Origin of the sequence: Acinetobacter sp. FDAARGOS_724, from assembly GCF_013364475.1 — a bacterium.
Classification (GTDB): Bacteria; Pseudomonadota; Gammaproteobacteria; order Pseudomonadales; family Moraxellaceae; genus Acinetobacter; species Acinetobacter variabilis.
The window spans coordinates 511,268-533,103 of sequence record NZ_CP054908.1; the positions used below are offsets into that span (position 1 = coordinate 511,268).

Below are 21,836 nucleotides of genomic sequence, written 5' to 3' on the forward strand. Positions count from 1 at the left end.
TTTAATATATCTTCAGTAAAAATTGGATGTCTGAGAAACGATAATCAAATAGTATAAACTCTAGGTATCAGCAACGTCTGAAACTGAGATCAGTCATGCATAAAACGTCAGAAAAAATTGCAAAACAAAAAAAGGTATTAACTAAAGCTGTTTTATCATCTGCAAAACAACTTGGTTTGACACTGGACCAGCTTGCTATCGTTATCAATTTAGATTCAGTGGAAACTTTAAATTCGCTTCAGTTAGATCCCGATTCAAGTCAAGGAGAACTCGCAATTATTTTAATTCGTATTGCGATATCACTAGATGCTCTAACAGGTGGAGAGGCTAAATGGATGCAGCATTTTATGAAGTCACCAAATAAGCTAACCAAAGGCATTCCGATAAAACAGATTCAGACTACTCAGGGATTAGCTACTGTATTAAACGTAGTCGAAGGACTTCGGCTTCAGGGTAAATATTAAGAATATATAAAGCTTCATTACACAGAAAATTAAAAGTCATAATTTTGTCTAATAATTCAAATTCAAGGTATAAGAAGTTTCTCTTCTCAAGAGGTATACAACTGCCTCATTATTGAGAACTACCATACATATATGGATTCTATTAACCTAATTTGAGGCTAAATTGAATCTTATAAGTTCAATTTAGCTATTCAAGAATCATTATAAAAGTTTGCTATATAGCGAATATTAACCATAATTAGTTAAAAGTTTGCTATATGGCTAACAAATTTCGGGAGAAAAAAATGGCTACACGAGGTGAAATAGGTAAAGAAATACGTTTGGCAAGAAAAGGGTTAGGCTATACACAGAAAAGCCTTGCAGAAAAAACTCAAGTCAATAAAACAACAATTTCAGAGATGGAAAATGGCCATTTTACAGGTTCATTTGACATATTTGAACGTGTGCTTGATGGTGTTGGTTTACAATTCGAAGTGAATAAAAAAAAGCATAAATTGCCGCAGTGGGATGAAATTGAAGAAATATTTTCAGAATATGATGAATAAATTGTGAATCGGTACCGAATAAGGTATCAGAAAAGGCAAAGCCCTGCCCATCGACCTCATTGCTCCAGACCACTTGTGCCAGATATTCCAGATTGACCTGATGGCAAATTCCGGTTCCTGGCGGCACCACGCGAAACTGATTGAGCGCCGCCTGCCCCCAACGTAGAAACTGGTAGCGCTCGCCATTGCGTTGCATCTCAATGGCGATATTCTAGTCAAAAGCTTGCGGGCTAGCAAAGTAATCGATCATCACCCAGTGATCGATGACTAAATCCACCGGTGACAACGGATTAATTTTTTCCGGATCACCACCGGCTTTGGCCACTGCTGCACGCATTGCAGCAAGATCAACCACTGCAGGAACACCGGTAAAATCCTGCATCAGGACCCGTGCCGGACGATACTGGATTTCCTGTTCTGAAGTTCGATCGTTAAGCCATCCTGCCAAGGCATGAATATGCTCGGTTTTCACCGTGAGCTGATCTTCAAAACGTAGTAAATTTTCCAGCAAGACTTTTAAAGATTTTGGTAGTTGGGACAGGTCACCTAACTGCACTTGCAATTTAGACAGGTTGAAAATCTGATAGTGTTCTGAACCGACGGTTAATGTTTCTAAAGTATTAAAACTATTGATATTACTATACTTAGCCGTCTAGTTTCCCTCCGGCTTGATATGCTATTTTTATGATCACAGTCAACCATTCCTTTACTTACTGTATGCTAACTGCACGGCGGGTTTGTTATTATTTATTATCAGATTGCGCTAGGTAGTTAAATGCAGAGCTGCCAGGAAATTTTGCCAGAGAGTTGCCAACAGTTCAGATCTGGCTGCCAATTACGTAAGGAGATTAAGGTAAATTGAACCGCGTATTTTAACTGTATTTTCAGAGTGATTTCAGATCACTACGTAGCTAGGGCTTTTACAGATCGAAATGATAAAGTCATAAATTGCTTTTCAAAAAAAAGAAACTAATATGTTTCTTACAGGACCTAAAAGCAATAAATGTATCTACAATGAATAAGTCTTTACTTCAGCAAATCAAAAAAAGACGAACCCAATTGGGCTTAAAGCAAGTTGATATGCAATCCCGTACAGGCATTTCAAGACAGCAGTACCAAAAACTGGAAAGTCAGGGCAACCCTCGATTAGAGACCTTAGAAATTATAGCGGCAGGATTAAATGCTCAACTGATGCTCATTCCTGATGATAAGGTTCATTTGATCAGACAATTATTGAATGATGAAATTAAAGTCACTATTGAAGATCAGGATGACTTAATGACTAACCCATGGAAGGGTCTTCTCGGAGGAGAGGAACCATGAATACTGTTGCCGTCCTGAAATTAACATTACATCACGGTATCGTTGGATACTTGGCAGGATTTCAGAGCGGAAAAAATATTCTGGTTTTTACAGATTCCTTCCGCTCTGATCAGCAACGCCCGACCTTGAGCCTGCTGACTTCCCCCTTGTATCCTCAAGTGGATAGGATTTTAGAAAAGACCTATGTTACACATCAGCGTTTACATCCCTTGCTATCAAACTTGCTACCAGAAGGTGCATTACGCGAACTGATTGCACAAAGCCTCAAAGTACATATAGACAATGAATTTCAGTTATTGGCAGCTTTAGGTCATGATTTACCTGGAGCACTCATTGCGACTCCATTAGATCCAGAAGAAATTCCAGATGAAATAAAATTCAAACTGCAGATCTCTAATCCAGATCAGATCTTAAAACAGGAGATCCGAACAGATAATAAGTTTTCCTTGGCCGGCGTCCAAATGAAGTTTTCCATGAAAGCCAAAGATGGGCGTTTTACACTAGTCCAGGCAACGGAATCGTCTCTACACGGGGACTGGATTGTCAAAACTCCTTCTTCCAGACATGCTTTTGTTCCGCTAAATGAATATCCTATGATGAGCCTTGCCAAAATGGTCGGAATAGATGTCTCTGAGATTCGCTTGGTGGATATGGCACTCTTACAAAACCTTCCACCATTAAATTTACCCCAAGAGCAATATGCTTTTGCAATCAAAAGATTTGATAGACAGAGTACTGCTGATACTACAGAGCTTATTCACATCGAAGACTTTGCTCAGATCTTCGGTGCATATCCACAGCAGAAATACAGCACCACAAATTATGAGCAGATAGGAAAGATCATTTATCAATTTTCATATAACAAAATTCTTGATATTCAGCAAGTTGCCAGCCACTTACTTGTCAACATTTTGCTCGCCAATGGAGATGCACACTTAAAAAACTGGAGTATGATTTATCAGGACAAAAGAACACCAAGATTATCTCCCGCATACGATATATTGATGACTAGTGTATATATTGAAAATGAGCTTCATTTCGCATTGAATCTTGCCAAAAATAAAGATTGGTATTTAGCTGAGATGAAACACTTTGAACAATGGGCTGAAAAAGTCGGTGTTCCATGGCGTGTTATTGAAAAACAACTTCACGCGATCATGGACAAAGCACGGTCAGTATGGCAAGTGCTATTACTAGACTTACCTATGTTTTCTGTTCATAAAGAAAAATTAAGAGAACATTGGAAAAAATTGCATCCAGACTTTCAGATACTTACAGATGATTAGAGGAAACCTGTAACCAAGCTAAAATTTCTCAAACAATTTCATCACATCATTTTCCGTCAGTTTCACTTCTCCCTCATGATCTGTGCTTAGAATAGACTGTGCCAGTTCTGCTTTATTCTGCTGCAAGGCAATAATTTTTTCTTCTATGCTTTTATTGGTAATCAGCTTATACACAAATACCGGCTTGTCCTGTCCAATCCGCCATGCACGATCTGAAGCTTGATCTTCAGCAGCAGGGTTCCACCATGGATCATAGTGAATGACCGTATCTGCGGCAGTTAGATTCAGACCAACCCCTCCTGCTTTCAGACTGATTAAAAATACCGGCACTTGTCCAGACTGAAATGCTGTAATGACTTCATCTCGCTTTTTGGTCTTTCCAGTCAGCTTCACATAGCCAATTTCTGCGTGATGGAGCTGTTGTTCAATCAGTTCCAACATTGAGGTAAACTGAGAGAAAATAAGAATTTTTCGTCCCTCTTCCACCATTGGAACAACCATATCCATCAACTGTTCAAGTTTGGCAGAATACGCCTGCCCGGTTTTAACTGAATCCAGTTTCAGCAAGCTAGGATGACAACAGACCTGACGCAGCTTCAGCAAGGCATCTAAAATTTGGATTTGACTACGCTTAAAGCCTTTTTCTGCCACAATTTTCTGAATATTTGCCTGCATCGTGGCGCGAACAGCCTCGTATAGCTTGGATTGCTGCTCATTCATGTCAATATTGACTTCAATCGTGGTTTTTTCAGGCAATTCCTTGGCAACGTCAGTTTTCAAGCGACGTAAAATAAAGGGTTTAATGCGGTTTACCAACTTTTGCCTTAACTGCTGATCACCGCGTTTTTCAATAGGATAGCGGTACTTTTTATTAAAGATTTCTTGTGAATATAAAAATCCTGGCATTAGAAAATAAAATAGTGCCCACAGCTCACCCAAATGATTTTCCATAGGTGTACCAGTTAGACATAGACGATGTCGCGCTGTTAATTGCCGTACTACCTGTGCAGCTTTGGCACGCGGATTTTTAATATTCTGCGCTTCATCCAGAATGAGTTGATGATATTCATATTGCTTCAGTTGCTCTTCATCTCTCGCCAAGAGCGGGTAGGTGGTTAACACAATATCATAGTGTGAAATCTGCTCAAAATACTGATGGCGGTCGGGGCCTTGTAGCAGCAGTACCTTGAGCTCAGGGGTAAATTTTTCCGCTTCTTTGAACCAGTTATGCATCAGCGATGTGGGTGCAACAATTAAGGCGGGTCTGTCCTGCAAATGACCAGCCTGCTTTTCCATGAGTAAGTGGGCTAAAGTTTGTGCTGTTTTACCCAAACCCATATCATCCGCCAGAATCCCGCCATGCTGGGTTTCCCTTAAAAACTGTAACCAGCCTAGGCCCTGCTGCTGGTATGGACGTAATTCCCCCTGAAAACCTTGTGGTGTCGGCAGTTGTTGCTGATAGCCTTGTTTGAATTTCTGCGCAAATTGCTGCAGGCGATTACTGACCTGCCACACCATCCCCAGATGATGTTGTAATTCTAATAGTTGACTCGCATCATAGCGATCTATGCTACGCTCTTCTTGCTGTAAAATGCTCTGCAGATGCAACAATACCGGCTTAATGTCCTTTGCGGATAAAGCCAAATCTGGTTGATCCGCTGCAGTTTTCAGGGTGAAAATGTGACTGTCATTCAGATGACCAAAAATCCGTGGATCAAGTAAATCAGGCTGTTCTTTCACCAAAGCCACAAGTGCATCGAGTAAATCATAGCTATTGCCTGCACTGTCCTGAACGGTCGCCCCGATATTGAACCAGTCTTGTTGGCTTTCAGATTCAGTGATGGAAATATTTAAATTTTCAACATATTGCAGCTTAAATGGGCTGTGTTCCAGATGCTCTATCTGCCATCCAATCAATTCAATTTGATTGATGGGCATCAGCTGTTTGATCCAGTCTCCATAGAACGCAAAAACCATAGAATCAAGACGTTGTTTATCCAGTTTTAATTGCTGGTAATAATTAAGATCTTTCACCCACTTCAGTGATTCGACCAATAGCTGTAAACGCTGGATTGACTGTTGTTCCTGAACTAAGTTCCGAAGCTGTCGCACCATTTTGCCATGCTGCTCACCAATAAAACTGTCACCTGATGTACCTGCTTTTATTCGTCCGCCTACATAGGAGAATTCAATTTCGGCACAAACAGACTCTTCCCATTTCCAATCAAATTTATCTAAAACACCGAAGCGTAAAATTGGCTGGGGACTTCCCTCAAGGACATCAATATGCTGAATAGACTCGGGCTGAGGTAGATTTTTCACGTCTGAATATTGATGAGTCAGTTTCTCAAACTCTGGCAAGAGCATAGATGGAAGATCAGGCATCTGTAAAAAATGGTACAGAAGATTTGCCGTATATTCACCATATAACTGGCCCACCGTGTTCTGTTGAATATCCACATAACACGGTGGCTGGCTCGCGAGAATCTGAATATGTGGATTTAATTTCAAATCGAGTCGAATATCACCATTGACCAATTCAATGTTTAAATGCTCTGTCTGTTGTTTAGCCCCTTGTTCCCATCTAAATTCGATGTTGTAGCCTTGTTCTGACCATTGAAGTGCAGTATGGCTCTTTTTTTGCCAGTACACATCGCCACTTTGAATAAAAGATTTGAAATGCTCCAATAAAATGCTGGAGATATCGAGATTGCTTTGATAAAAGCGTTCGTCACTGTTTATTTTGGCATAATAATAAATCTGGTTAAATAATTGTCGTTTTTGTTCAGGTAAAGTCAGATGCTTTCTGGTGATATTTTCATATTGGGTATAATAACTTTCCCCCGCAATTGAGCCATTTTTATTGCGTCTGGCCTTCTGAACATCAACTGTCAATTTCTTTAAGCTGACAGACTGATCTAGCAGGTAAATTAAATAATTGTTTGTTTTGACAGATTGCTCTGGTTCAGTCTGTTGTAAATACCGTTTAAAATCATTCAACCAGCGCTGCGCCTGATCATCCCCCCGTTGGCGTTTTGCGATTCCCTGCGGGGATTGAGAGTCAGCATAACGCTGCTGAAATTCCTGACGATATTCTTGAAAGAATAACCGCGCTAAAGCAGCAGCATGTTTACAGTTATATCCAACCGGACAAGTGCAATCGTCATCGATTAAACGGTCTTTTTGGGGATTATAGGTAATTGCAGTATCGTAATAATCTGTCCCTTCAATTTGGGCATACATCGTAACCCCGTCTTTGTCCTCAAAGAATTCAATCGTTTCCCTATCAATGTGTTTAGCATAGCTCAGACTGCGCTGAAGAGTTGCAGTACTAAAGCGAGATAGAAAATTGATCAATGAGGACATAATTACCAGAAACCAAAAATGTTTATACAATTATAACGGACAAAGCTGTCATTTCAGAACAGTAGTGCTCGCCAACGTATCAAAAGGAAATAAATCCATGCTCAAAAACTTAATGTTTACTACAATGGATGGGGTGAATATTGGCTTTGGGGTACATTGGTCTCCTCAACCGCAATCACAGGTCGGCCATTAATCGCCTTTGAATACAGTGCAGAAGCGATCAGTAGAGGTTTAGAACTTTCCTGCACATCAAATGGATATCATGGGTGAGGCACTGAATATTCCTCGACAAGCTCTTGTGAAACTTGGTACTCAGGAAGCGGAACTTTGTGTCCAAGAAGTTGATGAAATTATTGGCTCGATTTGTAAGGTTGCAATCCGGTTCAGCAATATCGCTCATGACCTACTACCTGGACAAATTCAAGCAGAGACTCTCCAACTGATCCAAATTGGATTGAGCATAATATTCATTTATTGCACTAAATAGCTTTCACAAAGCTTCTATGAAGGGCTTATTCTAACCGTTGTTTTATCACGGCATAAGCTACACCAGTCACCACACTTCCAATCGCAATCGCCAATAAATATTTTAATGGATAATTCATCGCATTCGGAATGATCAGCACCATTACACCGCCATGCGGAGTGACTAGTTCACATTTAAATAATGCAACCAAAGCCCCAGTTACAGCACCACCTGCGATCGCGCATGGAAGCACTCGAATCGGGTCTTTGGCAGCAAACGGAATAGCACCTTCCGAAATGAAACATAGGCCCAGAACTACAGCAGCCTTCCCTGCATCTTGCTCAGGTTTGGTAAATTTATACTTTGCCAGAAAAGTTGCAATTGCCATACCCAATGGCGGTACCATACCCGCAGCCATGGTAATCGCCATCGGTCCGTATGTTTGTGACGTAAGTAAGCCCACCGTAAAGGCATAAGCCGCTTTATTTATTGGCCCTCCAACATCAATACACATCATACTCCCAAGGATAATCCCCATGATCATGGCATTGGTCGTCCCCATATTGGCAAGGAAGTGTGTGAGTAATTCAAACAATTGTGCAACAGGCTGTCCAACCACATAAATCATGATTAAACCAACAGCTAAACTGGCCAATAGTGGAATAATCAATATTGGTTTTAATGCTTCTAAGCTACTTGGGAGTTTAAGCTGCTTCGATAAAAATAACGCAATATAACCTGCAATAAAACCTGCAACTAATCCACCGAGAAAGCCTGCCTCTAATTGTGTGGCAAGTAAACCGCCAATCAAACCTGGAGTTAAACCCGGACGATCCGCAATAGAATAAGCAATGTAACCTGCCAGCATAGGTACCATAAGAGTAAATGCTGCAGCACCTATTTGCTTTAAGGATGCGGCAAAGCTTCCTTCAACAGGATTGAGGCCAAACATAAACGAGATGGCAATGATCAAACCGCCCGCCACCACCATCGGCAGCATGAAAGATACCCCTGTTAAAAGGTGTTTATAAATTCCAGTTTTTTCTTTGTTTTCATTTTCTGTCTTAGTGGCTGTTTGCTTACCCGTTTCAAGCACTTTGGCCTCAGCAATTGCATTTGCAAAAGTCTTATCCGTTTGCTTAAGGGCAAATCCTGTACTGCAGCGATATACACGTTTGCCTACAAAGCGATCTGTATTGACCTCAATATCCGTTGCTAAGATCACCACATCTGCTTTGGCAATACTTTCTGCCGATAAAATATTTTTAGCCCCAACCGATCCTTGGGTTTCAACATCAATCTGATAACCGTGCTTTACTGCACCCTGTTGTAAGGCTTCGGCCGCCATAAACGTATGCGCAACACCAGTTGGACATGCTGTAATGGCGACAAACCGTGTAATCCCTACATTGGCTGCAGTAGTTTCATCTAAAGCATCTGAATGCTCAAGAACTTGTTGCAAAAGCATGATCGCATCGTGTTGTGCGTTATTCAAACCAATGACTTTCACAACCTTGTCACGCAGTTGATCCGCATCTACCGACTTCTGTCCAACAAAAACAACTGTATCAATAACATTTGATAAATCGAGATGCTCGACTGATGTCGCCACATCATTGGAAATACCAAGTGCTGTCGCTGCTTTGGAGAGTTTTTTGGCCAAAATCACTGCATTAATCGGCTGCTCGGGACTATGTGGCACAAATAAAATATGTTTTATCTCTTGCATCGTATTAACTCAATGATTGGACTGAGATTTGCGATTTCAAATCTTCAATAACAGCAAAGTCTGGAAGGGCAAACCCAATTTGGGTCACAGCGTTGCTCGCAATTGCGGTTGCTGTTTTCAATGTTTCTTCTGGGGAAGTTGAACTCAACAAGCCATGAATCATACCTGCCAGCAAGGAATCTCCCGCACCCACCGTACTTTGGACGGTGACTTTCGGTGCAGTAGCATGCAGGGGTTGCGTGCGGTGAAGCCAGTTCACTCCGTTTTCACCCATCGAGACCACAATATGTTCGATCTGACTATTTAAACTGGCAAAAAGATGCTGCTGTTCTGCAAACGTTTCTGCTGGCAAATGGTAGGTTTCCGTCAACTCATCTGTATTAGGCTTAATCAACCAAGGATGGGCAGCAATTGCTGCTTTCAACGCAACACCACTGGTATCTACTGCGACTTTTTTACCAGCAGACTGTAACCATAGAATCAGTGTCGAAAGCTCTTCTGCAGAAAACCCTTGTGGCAAACTGCCAGCAATCACAATCACATCAACTTCTAAAATCAGTTGAGATAAACGTTCACATAGTTGTTGTTTTGCTGAGGTATCTACAAAAAAGCCCTTGCCATTGATGTCAGTCATCTGACCAGAAGCTTCTGCAACTTTAATGTTTTGTCGTGTTTCACCTGCAACATAAATAAATTGGTTATCAAATTGCTCTTGCTGGATATGATGGTCAAAAATTTGACGGTTGTCTTGCCCCAAAAAGCCACTCACAATCAGTTCATGTCCCAAATCCTTAAGGACCTGTGCCACGTTTAAGCCTTTACCTGCTGCATGGCTTTGGGCCGTTAACTGACGATTGACCTCGCCAACTTTTAGTTGATCCAATTGCACGGTGAGGTCAATTGCAGGATTCAGAGTAATGCTTAATATCTTAGCCATTCGTAATTACTCCACCAATGCACGTACGGCAGTTGCACTGTCACAACTTAAGGCTTGCTGAGCGACCTGTTGGCAATTTATATAGTTCAAACCACGAATTTGCGCCTTCACCAATGGAATACTGGTACTCGACATACTCAACTCATCCACGCCCAAGCCTATCAATACAGGCACAGCTTTTGGATCAGCAGCCAATTCACCACAAATGCCCACCCATTTACCATGCTGATGTGCTGCCCGAACAGTTTGATCAATCAATAACAAAATACTCGGATGTAAACCATCAGCTTCAGCAGACAACAGTGGATGACCACGGTCAATCGCCAGAGTATATTGAGTCAAGTCATTGGTTCCAATACTAAAAAAATCAACTTCTTGAGCAAGAATTGGAGCCAACAATGCTGCCGCAGGAACCTCAATCATAATACCGACTTGTAAGTTTTCACATGGATGCTGTATGCGAACCTCATCCAAAATTGCTTTTGCCGCTCGCCATTCTTCAACCCGCCCAATCATCGGAAACATAATTCTTAATGGGCGATTATCTGCTGCTTTAAGTAAAGCAACCAATTGCTGACGTAACAACTCTGGCTTACGTAAAGTCAGACGAATACCACGTAAGCCCAAGAATGGATTTTCTTCCTTTTCAATAGGCAAATACGGCAAAGGTTTGTCCCCGCCCACATCAAGTGTACGTACCACTAATGGACGATCCGCCAAAGCATCTAACACCACCCGATAATCGGCTTCCTGTGTAGCCTCATCAGGCGCACTGCTGTGTGACATAAAGACCAATTCTGTGCGTAGCAAACCAATTGCTTCTGCCCCATCGGCCACAGCCTGTATCGTAGCGCCCACTTTGCCAATATTGGCTGCGATTTCAACTTGATGTTGATCCAGTGTGATGGCAGGTTCTAAACAATGCTGTTCCGCTTGTTCTCGCAACTCACGCTGGCGTTGGCGCTCTGCAATGGCATGATCAATCTGATTTTGCTCGGGTGAGACCACATACTCACCACTATCCCCATTAATTAGCACTGTGGCATGGTTCTCAATATTTAAAACAGCTACACCCGCACCTACGACTGCTGGAATAGCCAGAGCACGTGCCACAATAGCACTATGGGCACTCGCTCCACCAACCGCGGTCAAAATGCCTGCAACACGATCTTTATTCAGACGCGCTACATCACTCGGGCCAACATCATGCATAATTAAGATATAAGGTTGCTCGGGTTCTGTGACATCGGCCACACCGCACAAAGCAGCCAAAACACGCTCACCAATATCCCTTAAATCAGCCGCACGCTCTGCCAGTAAACGATCGCTAAGTGCAGCCTGTGCGGTAGCAGCCACTTCAATATGATCATGCCAAGCTGCTGCAGCAGACAACCCTTGCTTTAAACCGCGTTGTACACTTTGGAGGAGGTCTGGATCATCCAGCATTTCCAAATGTGCCATGAATATCTGCTTAATGGCAGTAGATTCAGTATGTGCAATGAATTGACGTAAGTTATTTTTCACCTGATGAAGTGCAATTTCAAGCTTTTCATTCTCAGCTTTAAAACTCTGTCCGCGACGTTCATAACTAAATTCATGTGGCTTCACCACATGTGCAGGACCAAAAGCAAGGCCAGTTGATGCCGCAATACCGCAGCTACCCGTATCGCCATGTGATTCAAAAGGCATTAATTCCAAATTATTTACGACTGGGGCACTACTGCTATGCTGATGAGATACAAGGTCAACAGCTTCAACTTCTTCTCCTAAACCTTGTTGAACTGCATCAATAATCTGTTCTAAGCCTGCTACAGCATCGGTATCGGGTTGTGCAATAAAAGTCAGAGTTTGACCACGACGACACCCCATGGCTAATAATTTGGTTAAACTTTTTGCCGAAACGTAAGCCCCCTCATCTACAGCAACGAGAATATCCCCTGCAAATTTCTTGGTCATATTGACCAAGTGTGTCGCGGGACGTGCATGTAGACCATGAGCGTTAGCTAAGACAATACGACGAGATGGCCAATCAGGAATCAGTTCAGCACCAATTAACTGCGCCAACTGGTGACTATCTTGCTCTTGGTTGAGGGTATGAACTTGTTCAGTATCAAACAAAATATCCATTAACCGTTGAAACCGTTGCATATCCAGTTGCTCATTACTGGCAATACACACCAAAGTCTTGAGCATTTCCTGCTGATGGCTTAAAACCTGTTCCGCTTTTACCAAACTTACAGCTGGGCTCAAAACATGCTGGTTAGAAGTGATCGACCAGACCCCCTCCCCTAAATGAATCATGCTGTTTAGGTTTAAACCCGACAGAAAACCACACTCCACCATTTTTTGCTGTTTCAGCAACTGTGTTGCCTGCCAAATTAAATCTTCTACATCAAGTGCGGGAACTTGGGTGGCGATTAAATTTTCATGCAATGCCAAAGATGCGGGTTGGGCTTGTAATAATGCGATAATTTGCTCTGCAGATTGAGCCTGTTTCACTTGATCAGCGACATCATTAATTAAAGCTCGCGTCAAAATTTGTAAGACTTGCAAATGCTCATCTGATTTCGCAGCAATCACCACTGCTAAATAAATTTTATTTTCACCGTCCCAAACAACTCCTTCAGGAAAGTGTGCCAGACGAATACCAGTTTTTAAAATACATTGGCGAGACTGAGGCGTCCCATGCGGAATGGCAATTCCTTGCCCTAAATACGTTGCACTTTGTTGTTCGCGCACGGTCAACCCATGAATATAATCAGGTGTAACCAATTGGTCTTCGACTAAGATATCGACTAGACATTGCAACGCTTGTGCCTTATCAGTGGCGTGTTGTTTCATTCGAACATGTTGTATATCTAGCGCGAGCATAAAACGTCCTTGCAAAGCAGCATAGTGAGAAGCCATGCTTTTTTACTGCAGAAAAAATAAGTCGAATTCTACTCAGGATTTACACAAAAATCTGTATTTTTTGATTTTATCTTCATGATCATCATTACGACGCAATTAAGAAACGACGAGATTCTCCAGAGCTCAGTGTTGCGATAGTTGGGTTTAGTTCTAATTGAACCGCTCTATCTGATTTCAGGGGGTATATTTTACTTTTTTCATCGGATCACTACGCTTCGCTACGTCTTGAGAAGCAATGCGTCTCATCTCAGAAAGTTTGGTCTCCGACAAACCCGGTACGGTTCACCGTGCTTTAATGATATTGCTTCAATCTCTGTTGTAGAGTCATCCACCTACATGAAAATTCCTTTAGCCGCTGAGAAAATCGCTGCTGGCTTTCCATCCCCTGCCCAAGACTATGTAGATAAAACTCTAGACATGAATGAACACTTGATTAGAAATGAAGCAGCAACCTTTGTGGTGAAAGTCGCTTCACTTTCTATGCGAGATGCAGGTATTGAGATTGATGATGAACTGATTGTAGACCGAAGTATTGACGCCAAACATGAAGACATCGTGATTGCACTGATCGACAATGATTTCACTGTAAAACGCTTAATGATCGAAAATAATTATCGTTGGCTTAAAGCTGAAAATCCAGATTGCTCAGACATTCATCTGCAAGATGGCCAGGAAATGGTGATTTGGGGTGTGGTTACTTTTGTCATTAAGTCATTTAGAAATCGTTAATTTCTTTATTGGTTTCCTGCCCAATGACCATATATTCTCAGAAAATCTACGCTTTAGTAGACATTAATAATTGCTATGTGAGTTGTGAGCGCATCTTTAACCCTGGTCTAAAAGATAAACCAGTAATTGTCCTGTCTAATAATGATGGCTGCGCTGTAGCCCGCTCTCAAGAGGCCAAGGACCTAGGCATTAAGATGGGTGTTCCTCTATTTCAGATCAAGGACATCGTTGAACAGCATCAGGTCCAAGTGCTTTCTAGCAATTATGCCCTGTATGCAGAGATGTCACGCAGATTCATGAAAGTCCTGTCCGACTTTGTTTCTCCTAAAGAACAGGAGATTTACTCTATTGATGAATGTTTTCTCGATCTGACAGCCCATGCGGGAAATTACGACTTAACTGACTATACCCAGCACATTCGTCAGCGTATTTTTTCTTGGCTTGGTTTACCAGTATGTATTGGCATTGGCAGATCTAAGACAGAAGCAAAACTAGCAAACCACATTGCGAAAAAGAATGTTTATCTGAACGGTGTATGCAACCTAGTTTCAATGGATCCTTGCTCTGCTGAAGATCTGTACCAAGCTATAGAAGTGAGTGAAATCTGGGGAGTTGGCAGGAAGCACAGCCAAAAGCTCAACAGCATGGGGATACACTCAGTCATGGATTTCATTATGGCTTCGCCTCTGATGATCAGAGATCAGTTTTCTATCGTCATGCATAGGACATTACTGGAATTGCAGGGTGTTTCATGTATAGAGCTAGAGCATACGCGGGCACCAAAAAAGCAGATTGTTGCAAGCCGTTCTTTTGGACAAAGGATTTACCATATTGACGACTTAAAAGAAGCTATGAGCCTCTATGTGCAAGATGCAGTTACTCGTTTAAGAGGTGAAAATTTATTGTGTGGTTATATAATTGGCTTCGTACAATCTAACCCGTTTGACACGTATAGACCTTATTACAGCAAGTCAGCTGCAGTGACTTTACAAGAACCTACTGACAACCTGTTAGTGTTCTCTAAAATTGCTACCACGATGATTGATGACTTGTATACCAAAGATATTGCCTTTAAGAAATGTGGCGTGATCTTGACGTGCCTGGAGCCTAAAGCTTCCCATATTTATGACCTGTTCACTGACATGAAGCAAATAAGCTTAGACAATAACCTGATGGATTCACTTGAGGAAATCCATCATAAGTTTGGCAAAACCAAGCTGGCTTTAGGAGCAAGTACGTTACCGAATAGAACCTGGAACATGTCAAGAGATCGGCTAACTCAAAACTACTTCAAGTGGGATCAATTATTGAATGTGAAATAATTTGAATGATTTATTTCCTGCCAAATTTTGGCACTTACTTGGACAAGATTTGCAAAAAAGTTAGATGTTAAACAACAGCCTCAACTTTTCAAATTAGTAAAATCATCAATAGATAAATATCCATCGACTCTAGAGGATTTTCCTCGTCTGCAGCTCTATTCAGTAAAAGATGGTCATGCTCTGCAATTTTAGTTTTGCTTAGCGTGTATTGGCCGCCCACGATCTGTTCAGCTTAATGAGTTAGATGACATATCACCTGCTACCCTACATAAGCCTATGACTGTATTACACCAAGAGCGACTTTTTTAAAAAATTAACCCACTGTTCTATTTGTATTTAAATAGATATTCCTGGTTAATATTGGATTAAATATTCTTCATAGGCATGTAAATACTAGAGAGGTGGTCCCACTTGTTTGAACAACTAAAAGCGTATTTATAAGTGATATTCCGCTCTAGTTAAGCCACCTTGTTTTGTTGGGGTAGCTGATCATAGTAAAACTCATTTGGTGTCATTTTGTCTAGACTCGAATGAGGTCGTTTCAAATTATAAAACTCAAAATATGCACTTAATTGCTTTTTCGCATCTGTGACACTGCTATAAGCTTTGAGATACACCTCTTCATATTTAACGCTCCGCCATAATCGTTCAACCATCACATTATCTACCCATCGACCTTTACCATCCATACTGATTTGAATGCCATTTGATTTCAATACATCAATAAATGCATCACTGGTGAACTGACTGCCTTGGTCTGTATTCAATATTTCAGGTGATCCATATTTTTCAATCGCTTCATTTAAAACCGAAATACAAAAATCCACATCCATACTAGAGCCTGTTGAACATTCATAATTTGAGCCAGATATAAGCACAAGCAAGAGCGACCGTATTTTCATAACTCTGCTTGAGCTTATCAAATCTGGTGGCAACCGCCCTATACTGTTTTAGCTTAGCGAAAGCATTTTCTACTAGATGCCTGGCTTTATACAAGTCCCAGTCCATATGGTCGTTAGAAGACTGAGTGTTTCGTTTTCGAGGGATGTTATTATGCGTCCCTGCTTGTTCAATATGGGCTCGTAGTGCATCAGAATCATAGCCTTTATCGGCACATAAAACCTCTGTATCGCTCAAATTAACCTTATCTATTAAATCAGGTGCGACTTTGACATCGTGGGTTGTGCCATCTGATAAAAGAAAGATAATCGGATTGCCATGAGCATCAACTGCTAAGTGAATCTTGGTCGCGCGGCCTGCCACACTTTTGCTAATGGATTGTAGGTTCTCGTTGCCTCCATTGCTGTGCTGATGCGCTTTAATATGAGTGCCATCGATAAAGACCCACTCAAGGTCTGCGTCTTTGATCAGTAACGTAAATAATGCAATCAGCTTATTACTGCGAAACCAGCGCTGGTAAGCTTTATAGATGGTATTAGGCTTGCCAAAATACTCGGGTAAGTCGCGCCAAGGACAGCCAACACGCATGCGATAAAGCACGCCTTCAACCGTTTGTCTAAGATTTCCTTTGTCATAGATATTAAGTTCTAGTAATATAGGTTTCAGTCTTGTCCAGTGTTCATCTTTGAGCATGGTGCGAGGCATAGCGAACGATATCTTTTTTGTGTGAGAACTTAAAGATTAACCGTTCGCTATTTTTTTTGCCATTAATTTATACCCAATGTTCAACACGCCCTAATCGATACCCTATGCGCAAGTACCTTGCGGCTATGCCAATCAATCACAGCACATAAATAAACAAAGCCTTTTGCCATAGGGATATACGTTATATCCGTAGACCACACTTGATTACTGCGCTGAATAGCCAACCCTTTGAGCAGATATGGATATTTACGGTGAGCTTGATTAGCCTGGCTTAAATTTGGTTTGCAATATAACGCCTGAATACCCATTTTCTTCATTAAAGTACGTGTATGACGTCGTCCTATATGATGCCCTTGACGATTCAACAAATCACGCATCATACGACTGCCTGCAAAAGGATATTGCATATGTAATTCATCAATACATCGCATCAGCTTCAGATCTGATGAGCTAACAGGTTTTGGGCGATAATAATAACAACCACGGGAGACTTTCAGCAGCTTAGCTTGCTTAGATACTGAAATCTGAAGTGAGTCGTCGATTAACTTTTGTGGTTGAAGCGGCCCAGTTTCTTCAACACACCTTCTAAAAAATCAATTTCTAATGCCTGCTCACCGATTTTTGCATGTAACTTTTTAAGATCAATGGGGGGTTCTGATGGAGCTTTTGATTGATCGAAAGCTTGCGAGGAAGCTGAGATCAATTGATTTTTCCAGTCAATAATTTGGTTTTGATGAACATCAAATTCAGCACTCAATTCAGCAAGTGTTTTTTCTGCTTTAATCGCAGCAAGTGCTACCTTAGCTTTAAAATCATTTGAATGATTTCTTCTTGGTCTACGTGCCATAAAATACTCCATATATTGATGTTTATAACATCATTTGAGGAGCAGAATATCACTTATAGGAGTTGTTCAAATTTACGGATCCATCTCTAAAGCTTAACATTGGAAACTAAGCCGTGTTTCAAAACCTGTAATTTAATACAAAGGCTCAGTATTTGGTGACGTAATTCTTGTATTGCGTTTCAAAAGACATACCTGAAAGTGGTGATTATACATTTGAGATTCTATTTAAAATTTAAATTTAATCGGTCTTTACTATTAATATAGTTGAATATTCACGTAATATTGTTTTGTTTGAAAATTATTTTGAACTATTTCACAAATATTTGGTGAAATATGTAACAGTCTATATTATTTTTAATATGGTTAAGGTTAATAAAAATAATTAGATATGTTATGCCTGAAAATAGGGATATGAAAAAAATCCCCAAAATTTGGGATAAACAGGAAAAGTAAATAAAAATAAATAAATAAATTAAAAATATTTAATAAATTACAATTACATAATTTTAATTTTTACAAAAAATAATATTGCATGATAAGTCATGTGAATATGGGATATTAGGTTCTTTTTTTCTCAACTTGAATAAGAATGAGTCAGCACCTAGGGGAAGTGAAATTAATTGGATTTTATTAATAAATACCTTGGATGCGCATACTAATAAATCTCTAAAAGAGAATGGAGTAATTGCTATGAATAAATTAATCAAAGTAACGATGTCAGCATTAGTTTTAAGTTTAGGGACAGCAGCATATGCTGGTGGTAAACCAGGCGGTGGTGGGCACCCAGGCGGTGGGCACCATTCTGGAAATCATGGTTGTGGTTCTTCAGGTGATTGTAAGGGTAAGATTGATATTGATTTGGTAGTAGAAAAACACTGCGATCTTGATATTGATGAATCACTACTAACTTTGGATAAAACCAACAGTTATACAGACTCAACAAAGTTCCAAGTTCGCACCAATGCAAATTATTTCTTGGCAATTACAGCGCCAACGACTTTAGCTAATGGAAGTCGCACTGTTCCTGTAGCTGTAACGACAACCGGTGCTGGTGGTCCTTATAGCAGTCCTACAGTAATTAATTGGGATGGTACAGAGCATGAATATACTGTTCAGGCTTCATCAGCAGGTTTAGATGCAATGTCGACTTATGCTGGTACCTACAAAGGTACATATAAGGTCGAAGTCAAATTCTAACACCTAGATAACTTCATACTCATAGTTGGAGGTGTTTTAACACATCTCCAACTTCTTTCTTCATAAAAGAATAAGAGGTGGATATATGTTTCGATCATTGATTTTTATTCTTTTGGGGGTAGTTTGGACGTTGACTGCACATGCTGGAATTCAATTTAGTCCCATTCAAATGTATCTTAAAGACCCTACAAGACAAAAAAGTACAACTGTAGTTGTGGAAAGCACGGGTTTATCGACATCAAAACTTTTTGAGGTTTTAGCTTTTAAGTGGTCTCAAGATAATAAAGGTGAAGATATATTGATCGAAGATGAATCGATCTTATTTAACCCTAAAATTTTTGAACTTAAGCCTGAGTCAAAGCAGTTGGTGCGTGTTGGATTTACTCAGCCACCAGTATTGGCAACTGAAGGTACGTGGCGAGTCATCTTTAAAGAAGTAACGCCAGTTGCTGAAAACACAGCGATTAACTTTTTATTTAACTTTTCATTGCCTTTATTTGTGGGACCTCAAGCAGACCCTAAACTTTCAGTTAATTTGAAAAAGGCAGATGTATCACAAATAATCTATGTTGAAAATAAGGGGAGCTCTCATGTTAAGTTGACTGAGTTACAGGTTATAGATGCTAAAGGTATAACGATGACCAAAATGGCACTAAGCCAATATGTGCTTGGTGGTAATACTATTGAAATACCATTAGAAGGTTTTAAAACTAATGGTGAAATTAAAATTAAAATTAAAACAGAAGATGATGAGAAATACTTAGAATTTATGATCAAAGGGTGATGCTATGATAAAAAGAAATTTTTTTTTATTTATGGTTGTTACTGTAAGCCAAGTGAGCTTAAGTGCTGAAGTGCTTACACCAACGTCAGACCAGCAGCTCAACACAGCCATTGTCAATATTTGGGTCAATGGTGTGGACTATGGAGTGGAAAGTGTTGCTTTTGATCGTTTAGGAAAAAAATTTATTGAATGTACAGCATTATCAAATATTGGAATTGTGGTTGAAAAGTTAGAAAAGGACAGTGTTAAAAAAGATTTTTGTAGTTTGGCAAGCCCTTCCATTACCTTCACTGAAGATCCATCACTCCAGAGCTTAAATATTACCATTCCCGCTGAGTACTTCGCCAATTCGAGCAATAATTTTGTGTACAACACGCCGAGTAAAGCAAGCTTTGGTGGATTTTTAAATTATAGCTTGTTGTACTCACGTGATGAGGTTGAAGAAGAGTTTAATACCTTAGCAGAGCTTGGTATTTTTAAAGATTATTGGTTATTTAAAAATTCATTTATTTATAGAAATAATCCTCTTGATACTGAGAGTAAATTTCTCAGGGTTGAAAGTGTATTTGAATTAGAATTCCCTGATAAATTTTGGCGTTTGACATTAGGAGATAACACGACATCTTTAAACAGTTTAAATAATTCATTTCGCTTTGGTGGGCTTAGTTTTGGAACCAATTATATCGCACGCCCAGACTTTGTGTACTGGAATAGCCCAACATTACAGGGGAGTGCTGCAGTACCTTCAACGGTTGATTTATATTTGAATGGAGTCAATCTGTATCGAGAAAATGTTGGACCTGGAAATTATTCACTACCAACCAGTGGTTTATTAAATAAATCAGGAAATGCACAAATTGTTGTAGAAGATATTCTGGGTAATCGGACTGTTCGAAATTTTCCTATATATATTAATAACCGTTTGTTAAAGCCAAAGTTGGATGAATTTAATATTTCTATAGGTAAACTTCGGTACGGATATGATGAAGTGGAAAGTGATTATCGAGATTTTTTTACTAAGCTTTTATATCGTAGCGGAATTAATAATTACTCGACGCTTGGTACGGATATGCTATATAGCGATAAAGTCCAAAATGTGAGTTTATTGTGGACTCAAGCCATTAAGAATTATGTTTTATTAGATACGATATTATCAGGAAGTAACGCAGATGATAATAATGGTTATGCAGCTTCTTTAGGAATAAGTCGTGACTTTGCTTGGTGGTCTGTGGGTATGCAAAGTCAAATATATTCAAAAGAATATAGGTATTTAGATCTTGAGGATACTCTAACGTATAAAAAAATGACCAATCTATTTTATTTGACTCTTACAAATCTTAATTATTTGGATAGTGTAGGATTAAATTATATTGATCAGACTTATTATAACAATGATGAAGTGAGTCTTGATGATCGTAAAGTGCTTAATCTGAGTTTAGGTAAGAGATTGACACCGAAGTTAGATGTCGCTTTTGGATATTTTAAAGATTTTGGTGGGGATAGCGATTCAGGATTTAATATTGTCTTTAACTATGATTGGGGTGATCGACGTCGGCTAACTTTGGATCATTATACACAAAATGAAAGTACCCGTTTGAACTATTCTCGAACGACAATTGGTCAAGAAGGGTTTGATTATACCGTGGGTGTTAACCATATGGATAATGAGGTTAATTTAAATGGATACGGACTGTGGAAAACAAATGTTGGTGATTTGAGGCTCTCGCATGATGAATATAGTGATGGACGATTAAGTCAAGTGAATTTTAATGGCGCATTGGTTTGGTTGGGTAATCAGGTTGCTTTAACTAAATATGTTAATAATTCATTTGCTTTGTTAAATGTAAGTGATCATGCAGATTTAGATATTTACCGTTCTTCATCTTTGATTGGGAAGACCAATCAGAAAGGATATATGTTTGTACATAATATTATTCCATATATTCAATATGACTTATCTTTTGATCAGAACCAATTAAATATGGATGAAACTTTTGATTATGCTTCGAAGAAAATAGTTGGTTTAGATCAGCGGGGCTATAAAGTTAATTTCCCAATTTATCAAACTAAGCGAATAGCAGTTCGTTTAATTGATGCGCAAAGGCAACCTTTGATTCGTGGTGCTCAAGTTGTCGTTAACGATAAAACTGAAGAACCATATTTTGTAGACAGTAAAGGAGTGGTTTATGTCTATGCAACCCAAGCAGCAGCATATAAATTTTTCGTAAATTTACAAGGAGGTCAAACTTGCCAAGCAAATGTTGTGGTTTCGCAAAATCAATTCCAAGATCCGGAACACGAGATTTTGGATGTTTTATGTAAATAG

The 21,836-nt window shown here is 39.9% G+C and carries 15 protein-coding genes and 4 pseudogenes; 11 read left to right on the plus strand and 8 right to left on the minus strand.

All coding sequences use genetic code 11. From position 1 onward, the window contains the following. Positions 1-95: 95 nt before the first annotated feature. Together FOC32_RS03830 and FOC32_RS16965 are read left to right on the plus strand one after the other, a co-directional pair. Positions 96-464: an MbcA/ParS/Xre antitoxin family protein gene (locus FOC32_RS03830; RefSeq protein WP_005233302.1), complete on the plus strand. Its 369-nt coding sequence runs from the start codon at positions 96-98 to the stop codon at positions 462-464. Positions 465-748: 284 nt separating this feature from the next. Next, complete coding sequence (locus FOC32_RS16965; protein WP_004647603.1) at positions 749-1,009, plus strand: helix-turn-helix domain-containing protein; 261 nt, start codon at positions 749-751, stop codon at positions 1,007-1,009. Between the two features lie 4 nt (positions 1,010-1,013). Here the strand turns inward: FOC32_RS16965 and FOC32_RS03835 are convergent. After that, positions 1,014-1,643, minus strand: a pseudogene (locus FOC32_RS03835) (aconitase family protein); the annotation flags it as partial. Between the two features lie 380 nt (positions 1,644-2,023). Here FOC32_RS03835 and FOC32_RS03840 point away from each other — a divergent pair. Continuing rightward, positions 2,024-2,332: a helix-turn-helix transcriptional regulator gene (locus tag FOC32_RS03840; protein WP_004282130.1), complete on the plus strand. Its 309-nt coding sequence runs from the start codon at positions 2,024-2,026 to the stop codon at positions 2,330-2,332. Then, positions 2,329-3,618, plus strand: coding sequence for a type II toxin-antitoxin system HipA family toxin (locus FOC32_RS03845; protein ID WP_005233296.1), 1,290 nt, complete (start codon positions 2,329-2,331; stop codon positions 3,616-3,618). Before FOC32_RS03840 ends, FOC32_RS03845 begins: the two co-directional genes overlap by 4 nt. 18 nt (positions 3,619-3,636) lie before the next feature. Here the strand turns inward: FOC32_RS03845 and FOC32_RS03850 are convergent, their stop codons facing one another. Next, on the minus strand, positions 3,637-6,984 hold the full coding sequence (locus FOC32_RS03850) for a DEAD/DEAH box helicase (protein ID WP_005233294.1): 3,348 nt from the start codon (positions 6,982-6,984) through the stop codon (positions 3,637-3,639). 247 nt (positions 6,985-7,231) lie between these two features. On the opposite strand from FOC32_RS03850, the pseudogene FOC32_RS16970 reads away from it, so the two are divergent. Continuing rightward, positions 7,232-7,467 (plus strand): annotated as a pseudogene (locus FOC32_RS16970) (hypothetical protein); the annotation flags it as partial. Positions 7,468-7,496: 29 nt separating this feature from the next. On the opposite strand, the gene FOC32_RS03855 reads toward FOC32_RS16970, so the two are convergent. Genes FOC32_RS03855 through ptsP form a run of 3 tightly spaced genes read right to left on the minus strand, consistent with a single transcriptional unit; the run spans position 7,497 to position 12,987 of the window. Further along, the gene (locus FOC32_RS03855) at positions 7,497-9,179 is read right to left on the minus strand and encodes a fructose-specific PTS transporter subunit EIIC (protein ID WP_004883948.1); all 1,683 of its coding nucleotides are present in this window, start codon (positions 9,177-9,179) and stop codon (positions 7,497-7,499) included. A 4-nt stretch (positions 9,180-9,183) separates the two neighbouring features. Further along, entirely contained in the window at positions 9,184-10,116 is a 933-nt protein-coding gene (gene pfkB / locus FOC32_RS03860; RefSeq protein ID WP_004883949.1) for a 1-phosphofructokinase, read from the minus strand. A 6-nt stretch (positions 10,117-10,122) separates the two neighbouring features. After that, on the minus strand, positions 10,123-12,987 hold the full coding sequence (gene ptsP / locus FOC32_RS03865) for a phosphoenolpyruvate--protein phosphotransferase (protein ID WP_005233291.1): 2,865 nt from the start codon (positions 12,985-12,987) through the stop codon (positions 10,123-10,125). 264 nt (positions 12,988-13,251) lie between these two features. Between ptsP and FOC32_RS03870 the strand changes: the two genes are divergently transcribed. The 3 genes and pseudogenes from FOC32_RS03870 to FOC32_RS17240 all read left to right on the plus strand — a co-directional run. After that, positions 13,252-13,755, plus strand: coding sequence for a LexA family protein (locus tag FOC32_RS03870; protein ID WP_034580556.1), 504 nt, complete (start codon positions 13,252-13,254; stop codon positions 13,753-13,755). Positions 13,756-13,778: 23 nt separating this feature from the next. Next, positions 13,779-15,077, plus strand: a complete 1,299-nt coding sequence (locus FOC32_RS03875; RefSeq protein WP_005108359.1) for a Y-family DNA polymerase — start codon at positions 13,779-13,781, stop codon at positions 15,075-15,077. A 10-nt stretch (positions 15,078-15,087) separates the two neighbouring features. After that, positions 15,088-15,386, plus strand: a pseudogene (locus tag FOC32_RS17240) (hypothetical protein); the annotation flags it as partial. Positions 15,387-15,535: 149 nt separating this feature from the next. Here the strand turns inward: FOC32_RS17240 and FOC32_RS03880 are convergent. From FOC32_RS03880 to FOC32_RS03890, 3 genes and pseudogenes are all read right to left on the minus strand, one after another. Then, complete coding sequence (locus FOC32_RS03880) at positions 15,536-15,979, minus strand: integrase core domain-containing protein (protein ID WP_261635283.1); 444 nt, start codon at positions 15,977-15,979, stop codon at positions 15,536-15,538. Next, positions 15,930-16,682 carry an IS5 family transposase gene (locus FOC32_RS03885; protein WP_004782589.1) on the minus strand — a complete coding sequence of 251 codons (753 nt, stop codon included), beginning with the start codon at positions 16,680-16,682 and terminating at the stop codon, positions 15,930-15,932. Before FOC32_RS03885 ends, FOC32_RS03880 begins: the two co-directional genes overlap by 50 nt. 92 nt (positions 16,683-16,774) lie before the next feature. Further along, positions 16,775-17,541: pseudogene (locus FOC32_RS03890) on the minus strand (IS3-like element ISAba14 family transposase); the annotation flags it as partial. 678 nt (positions 17,542-18,219) lie between these two features. On the opposite strand from FOC32_RS03890, the gene FOC32_RS03895 reads away from it, so the two are divergent. The 3 genes from FOC32_RS03895 (at position 18,220) to FOC32_RS03905 (ending at position 21,836) form a co-directional block, all read left to right on the plus strand. Beyond that, complete coding sequence (locus tag FOC32_RS03895; RefSeq protein WP_214001817.1) at positions 18,220-18,726, plus strand: hypothetical protein; 507 nt, start codon at positions 18,220-18,222, stop codon at positions 18,724-18,726. 85 nt (positions 18,727-18,811) lie between these two features. After that, on the plus strand, positions 18,812-19,510 hold the full coding sequence (locus FOC32_RS03900) for a molecular chaperone (RefSeq protein ID WP_004278365.1): 699 nt from the start codon (positions 18,812-18,814) through the stop codon (positions 19,508-19,510). A 4-nt stretch (positions 19,511-19,514) separates the two neighbouring features. Continuing rightward, positions 19,515-21,836, plus strand: a complete 2,322-nt coding sequence (locus FOC32_RS03905) for a fimbria/pilus outer membrane usher protein (RefSeq protein WP_175966406.1) — start codon at positions 19,515-19,517, stop codon at positions 21,834-21,836.

Bases quoted from the DNA above. Each gene is read 5' to 3' on its own strand.
- FOC32_RS03875 (WP_005108359.1), top strand. From the start codon at position 13,779: ATGACCATATATTCTCAGAAAATCTACGCTTTAGTAGACATTAATAAT.
- FOC32_RS03880 (WP_261635283.1), bottom strand. From the start codon at position 15,979: ATGAAAATACGGTCGCTCTTGCTTGTGCTTATATCTGGCTCAAATTAT.
- FOC32_RS03895 (WP_214001817.1), top strand. From the start codon at position 18,220: ATGAATAAATTAATCAAAGTAACGATGTCAGCATTAGTTTTAAGTTTA.
- FOC32_RS03845 (WP_005233296.1), top strand. From the start codon at position 2,329: ATGAATACTGTTGCCGTCCTGAAATTAACATTACATCACGGTATCGTT.
- FOC32_RS03855 (WP_004883948.1), bottom strand. From the start codon at position 9,179: ATGCAAGAGATAAAACATATTTTATTTGTGCCACATAGTCCCGAGCAG.
- FOC32_RS03840 (WP_004282130.1), top strand. From the start codon at position 2,024: ATGAATAAGTCTTTACTTCAGCAAATCAAAAAAAGACGAACCCAATTG.
- FOC32_RS16965 (WP_004647603.1), top strand. From the start codon at position 749: ATGGCTACACGAGGTGAAATAGGTAAAGAAATACGTTTGGCAAGAAAA.
- FOC32_RS03900 (WP_004278365.1), top strand. From the start codon at position 18,812: ATGTTTCGATCATTGATTTTTATTCTTTTGGGGGTAGTTTGGACGTTG.
- FOC32_RS03850 (WP_005233294.1), bottom strand. From the start codon at position 6,984: ATGTCCTCATTGATCAATTTTCTATCTCGCTTTAGTACTGCAACTCTT.
- FOC32_RS03885 (WP_004782589.1), bottom strand. From the start codon at position 16,682: ATGCCTCGCACCATGCTCAAAGATGAACACTGGACAAGACTGAAACCT.
- pfkB (WP_004883949.1), bottom strand. From the start codon at position 10,116: ATGGCTAAGATATTAAGCATTACTCTGAATCCTGCAATTGACCTCACC.
- ptsP (WP_005233291.1), bottom strand. From the start codon at position 12,987: ATGCTCGCGCTAGATATACAACATGTTCGAATGAAACAACACGCCACT.
- FOC32_RS03905 (WP_175966406.1), top strand. From the start codon at position 19,515: ATGATAAAAAGAAATTTTTTTTTATTTATGGTTGTTACTGTAAGCCAA.
- FOC32_RS03830 (WP_005233302.1), top strand. From the start codon at position 96: ATGCATAAAACGTCAGAAAAAATTGCAAAACAAAAAAAGGTATTAACT.